This window comes from Lishizhenia sp., assembly GCF_057456495.1.
In genome coordinates this window covers 1-5,797 of the sequence record NZ_JBVCPV010000183.1, presented here as the reverse complement: position 1 = coordinate 5,797, position 5,797 = coordinate 1, and the positions used below count along the sequence as shown (strand labels likewise).

Genomic DNA, 5,797 nt, shown 5'->3' with positions numbered 1-5,797 from the left:
TCACCACTGAAAATTAAGACTGTCAGATTTGACGGTCTTTTTTTTGCTTTAAACTTTAAGAAAAAAATAAACAAAACGAATTTAGAGAAGCTCACATTCGAATATGTTTATATATTTGCACCCACCAAACGGAAGGTGATGTAGCTCAGTTGGTAGAGCAAAGGACTGAAAATCCTTGTGTCGGCGGTTCGATTCCGTCCATCACCACCAAAAAAAGACTGTCAATTTTGATGGTCTTTTTTTTTGCACTAAAAAAGGGACACATATATGCATCCCTTTTCATTAGATTCTAAACTATTTCTTATTGCTTAATTATTCTATAAACTTTCTGCACACCTGCAGCATTTGTTAAGCTTACGAAGTACACTCCAGCATCAACATTAGACAAATCTAACGGCTGAGTAGTGAGTCCTTTTCCTATCTGTAATTCTGTATCCTCCACCAAATTTCCATTCGCTCCGAGGATACGTAAATTAAGTCTTTCTTCGCTTTGTGCGTTTATACTCAACTTAAAATAACCATCCGTACTCGGATTAGGGGAAATATTCACGTCACTAAAAACTACCTCATCCTTAATTCCTACCGCATCTAAAGAGGGAACAACAATCACTTCAGTTCCTAAAGATTTGGTTGTCACAACTGCAACATCTGTATGGTTATCATTTAAAAAATGACCGGGCCAACCGGCATATCTCACATCTAAAGATATCGTATACGTTCCTACCGCTCCATAGGTATGAGTAGGATATTGGTATAAGTAATCATAAGATCCATCTCCAAAATTCCATTTATATTCCATATTCACACCCGATGAATTATCAACTACATAAATAAGGGATGAGTTATTCGGGTCAGGCACAACTGTAAAGTCTGCTACACATTCCATTGTAGTTGGGTTGTTAGGATTGTAAGTAACTTGTTGACAAAAAGAATCTGAACACAAACTATCCGATACGGTAACACATACATTATAGGTTCCAGCCTGAGCATACTTATGCTTTGCGTGAGTGATCTGATTTCCCACAAACTGTTGAACTGGAGTTCCATCACCATAATCTACCGTATAACTCGGCATGTACCCCACATAATCTCTAAGAACAAAAAGAGTATCGTTAAGAAATTCCGCAGCAAAACCTGCGTCACATTGATAAGGTTCCACCTCTATATTTACACCCCAAGTATCCGTACAAGACCCAGCAAAATTAGATCCATTCACCTCGTGTTCCACCTGATAAAACCCTGACTGAGAATAAACTTTTTCTAAGGTACTGTAACCTATTGTTGAGCTCGTACCGTCTCCAAAGTCCCAATTGTGACTAATTTGCTGATTTGACCCACCATAATACCCGTTATAAGGGATGATCAAATGTTGACCTCTCAGATAGGACTGAAATAACGCATTACAATAAGGTGGACTTTGCAAGTTACTAATGTAAAACGTTCCGTTGTACGTACTTTGACATGCCCCCGTTATCGAAACAGTATAATAATAACTTCCATTTTGAGGTACCGTAAAAGTAAAATCAGTGTAATTCTGTAAGGACAACTGTTGACTAAAATTATTCGGCCCAGTAATATCTATAGAAATGGTTCCACTAGGATCTTGCGTATACGCGTTATTATCAACACTAACCACACCTTGACTATTCGTACCGTAACTATTAATTACAGCATTACAGTTATAGGTCACGGGGTCAATGGTCACAGTATTCGTTTGCGTTGCGGTACAAGAATTATTGGGCCCTATAACATCCAAAGTTACAGTATAGGTATTTACTCCTGAGGGATAGGTATGCTGTGGAGATTGACCACCATCTATTAACACTGTTCCATCACCAAAATCCCAATTATATTGCGTTCCTCCTGGATTTAAACTACTACCAAAAAATTGAATAATCTCTGGATTTAAATTACTTTGAGAAGATGAACTAAAGGATGGATCACAACTACTTCCAGTGGCAGTAGAAACAAATACACTATCGTACAAGCTAGAACATTGATACACTCCATCAGTTACAGACATATTTATCTTTAACCATGCATCAGTTGTTAAAGTGTAAGTAGCTGTATAACCCGGCGCAATGTTCGATTGCACATCATTAATTGCATTAATCGAAGATTGTACATAAAAATACACTCCACCATTCGCATTTGAAAGCGTTGAATTGTCCGTAAAAGTTACCTCACCGGGGTTAGATCCATATGTAAGCGTGTAACTGGCCTGACAAGTTTGTGCTTGTACATGTAAACCGAGTACAAGTAGTAATAATAGTAATATTGACTTTTTCATAATTTAGGTTTTTATAGATTCTGTACTAATTACGAACCACAAAAATTAAAGGTTGTCCCACTATCAAAAAACCCTTTCTTTCGAAAGGGTTTTAATATTTTATCATTCCATTTTAATAATTTCAAACTCGGTTCGCCTATTCTCGGCATGCTGCTCCTCGGTACAATCTGAAGTTTGGGAACCTTCGCAACCACAATCATTAACCAACATTTCCTCACCTTTACCCTCACCATTAATCCTTTCTGGATTCGTGATTCTTGCCTGTATATAAGCCTTAGAAGACATAGCCCTGCGTTGTGACAACTTCAAATTATAAGCCTTAGAAGCCCTACAATCGGTGTGTGAAGTAAAGTAAATTTCCATTTCAGGGAATTTGTTCATCAAACGAACAATAGAATCTAACTCAAGTGCAGCGTCTGGTCGTATGGTTGACTTATTCAAATCAAAGTAGATTTTATCTAGTACAATAGTTTCTCCTGCCAAGTCATTGTAAACTTCTATAGGTTCATCTATCAAAGTGTTCCCATGTACATCTTCACCTCCAATTCCTGATGCTTCTATCGTTAAATCCTTTGGTAAATATCCCTCTTTCTTAAGATGTAATACAAGGTTAAGATTACTATCCACTACAAGACCCATCAGATTTACCCTTATCTCTCCATTTTCGTCTGTGCTAAGTGCAAAATCCTCTCCTAATTTATTTTCGATGACTACCTCAACCTCACTCAAAGGTTCATGCGTAAAGCCATTCTCTACTACAAAAATGAAAGCAAAGGCGTTTGGATCTGAAATTAAATCTATTTGATAATAACCTTGTTCATTTAATAAACTTGGCAACTGCTTTAAATCAACAGTATCCAATTCAGCATGATATCCTTGATGACTCGTCTCTATGTATAAATCTCCTTCTTTCGGAACTACGCAATGATAATTCCCTTGCTCATCTGTGATGAGTTGAAAACTGATGGAGTCCCATACCATGTCAATCACAGCATTCGGAAGTACTTTACCCGTTTCCTTATCTATAACCACTCCATTTAACGCTATGACATCATCTGTCGGAAATCTCATAGGACTCAAACCTAATTCTACTTCTGTGTTTCGGCCATCAACCCCAAACCTTGCCACCTTTGAATAGTAGGAGTCCTTTTCCCCTTTTACAGAATAATCACCAGGTTTGTCGATATCAAATTCGAAGTATCCCTTGTCATCCGTCAATGCTTCACCAACTTTAAAACCTGAGGCATCAAATAGCTCCAGTTGAGAATTTCTCAGCACCTCCTTTGTTTCCTCATCAACAACAAGCACAATTAAACTTAAAGCCTCCTCCGTATTAATCGGTGAATGACGCAGTGGTAAATCTCTTTTAATCTCTTGTTCTTGATCATCTACATAATTAGTGTTCAATATGAACTCTCCTCCTGGATAACTTTCCTTATTCACTTTTAAAAGATACTCCTCCCCTTTTAGAACAGAAAATGAATAATTACCTTTTTCATCTGCGGTAGTTTCAGCGACTATCCTATCATCTTTACCAAACAACTGCACCGTTGCATTCGGAAGTATTTCACCTGTAACTTCATCCAGAACTAATCCTGATAAATTGAGACAAAGTGGTAACACTGCACTGTTCAAACGGAAGGCATAAATATCATCTCCACCGTTACCATTTTTTCTATTTGAAGAAACGTGTCCAAAAAGGTTACTTTCATGCATAATGAATGCAAAATCATCATTCGAACTATTAATAGGTTCTCCCAGGTTTACATTCTCTTCTTTTCCATCCTTAGGAACAACGGCGAAAATATCCAAACCTCCTAACCCAAGATGTCCATCAGAAGCATAATACAAAATTCCATTTGAAGCCATCCATGGAAACACCTCTTGTCCTTCTGTATTTATACTTGCCCCCAAATTCTCAGGCTCACCAATTACCTCACCTTTGTTTACCGCCACCTTGTAAAGATCTGCCCCTCCATAACCACCTGGCATATCAGAAACAAAATACAAAGTCTTGCCGTCACTACTCAATGTGGGGTGACCTACAGAATAATCTGGAGAGTTTATACGCAACTCTCTTTGATTCAACCATTTTCCATCGATGATATCAGCTACATAAATTTTCAGGTTTTTAATCCCATCTTTTCCTCTACCGTTATCACCTTTTTCTATGTTATTACGTGTAAAATAGACTTGTTGGTCATCCTCCGAAAAACATAATGGCCCCTCGTGATAACTAGAATTGACTTCTTTACTAATTCTTTTAACCTTACCAGAATTGTAATCATTTCGAATAGATAATTCATAAATATCTAAGAAATGCTCATTATTTAAGTCGTGGTAATTTTGAATAGCAGACCTTCCCTTTCTATTAGAAATAATATAAAGTTTAGAATCAAAATAATACCCTCCAAAATCCGAAAGAGAAGTATTCAAAGAATCTACACGTTGAACCTCAAAAGAACTTGCCAGTGATTTAATGTCATCCAAATAATTCTGATTATTCAAAAATTCAATTCCCCTACTATCCTCCTTATTTATTTGTGCAAATCTCTGCATCCATTGCGCACTCTCATTGTAGTTTCCATTTTCTTTCAATGCCTGCGCATAATTATACACATCGTAAGCAGTAACATCTGGAGTATGTATTAAGATAAAATAGTAGTATTCTGCCAACTCTGTCAACCCTAGTTGATAGTAACAATCGGCCAATTTAGAGTACAACTTATAATTTTCATGTTCCGTCCCTATTAGATCCTTATAGATTTTAATAGCCTCTGCATAGGCCAGATGACTGTATAACTCATCCGCTTTTTTGAGCTTTCCACTTTGTGCAAAGGAATTAATTCCCCAAACACACATTACGATGAGAATAAATGATTTTTTAATCATGTTGTTTTAACTAATTCTATTTAAAAATACCTTGGTGAACGTATTCCACTTTTTTTGAAACTGAAGTCATAAGACAATAAAACTTCAAAGGTCCCTTTGTTATATGCAGCCAATTCATTGGTTGTAATATCATAAGCCAACCCTACTTTAAACTGATTGTTTAATTGAAATTGCGTAATGACTCCAAAACTGTCTCCCAATCTATAGTTTCCTCCTAACCAAAGCTTATCATTGAATATAAAAGACACTCCTAAATCAAAACTTACAGGAGCTCCTTCTGTAAGTTTCACCTGTGTATTTGGTCTAATCTTTAAGTTTCTATCCACATCAAACACATATCCTGCGATAAAAAAGTAGTGTCTTCTGTAATTAGAATTCAAGGAAGTAAAATCACGCGATTCTAGCATTCTCGGAGTGGAGAATCCCACAAACACACGCTTACTATAATAGTACATTCCAAATCCAAAATTAGGCGAGATAATTCCACCTGCATTGGTCATAAACTGTGGATCATTCCCCTCTGTGGTTAACAACTCATTGGTTCTGGCATTCATAAGGTTCATTCCAAACTTTAACCCCATCGCAAGTCTACCTCTAGATTTTTTAAACTTAAGG

At 36.8% G+C, this 5,797-nt stretch carries 3 protein-coding genes and 1 tRNA gene; 1 reads left to right on the top strand and 3 read right to left on the bottom strand.

Annotated features, from left to right (window positions below):
* Positions 1-134 precede the first annotated feature (134 nt).
* Positions 135-210: transfer RNA gene (locus AC22ZQ_RS11940), tRNA-Phe, on the top strand.
* A 91-nt stretch (positions 211-301) separates the two neighbouring features.
* Here the strand turns inward: AC22ZQ_RS11940 and AC22ZQ_RS11935 are convergent.
* The 3 genes from AC22ZQ_RS11935 to AC22ZQ_RS11925 all read right to left on the bottom strand — a co-directional run.
* Positions 302-2,290, bottom strand: a complete 1,989-nt coding sequence (locus AC22ZQ_RS11935) for a PKD domain-containing protein (RefSeq protein WP_318958997.1) — start codon at positions 2,288-2,290, stop codon at positions 302-304.
* A 102-nt stretch (positions 2,291-2,392) separates the two neighbouring features.
* Positions 2,393-5,182 carry a carboxypeptidase regulatory-like domain-containing protein gene (locus tag AC22ZQ_RS11930; RefSeq protein ID WP_318958996.1) on the bottom strand — a complete coding sequence of 930 codons (2,790 nt, stop codon included), beginning with the start codon at positions 5,180-5,182 and terminating at the stop codon, positions 2,393-2,395.
* 20 nt (positions 5,183-5,202) lie between these two features.
* The coding region (locus AC22ZQ_RS11925; RefSeq protein WP_318958995.1) for a PorP/SprF family type IX secretion system membrane protein at positions 5,203-5,797 on the bottom strand (595 nt) is incomplete at its 5' end.

Excerpts from the sequence above, each read along its gene's own strand:
- AC22ZQ_RS11935 (WP_318958997.1), bottom strand. The coding sequence starts at position 2,290 with ATGAAAAAGTCAATATTACTATTATTACTACTTGTACTCGGTTTACAT.
- AC22ZQ_RS11930 (WP_318958996.1), bottom strand. The coding sequence starts at position 5,182 with ATGATTAAAAAATCATTTATTCTCATCGTAATGTGTGTTTGGGGAATT.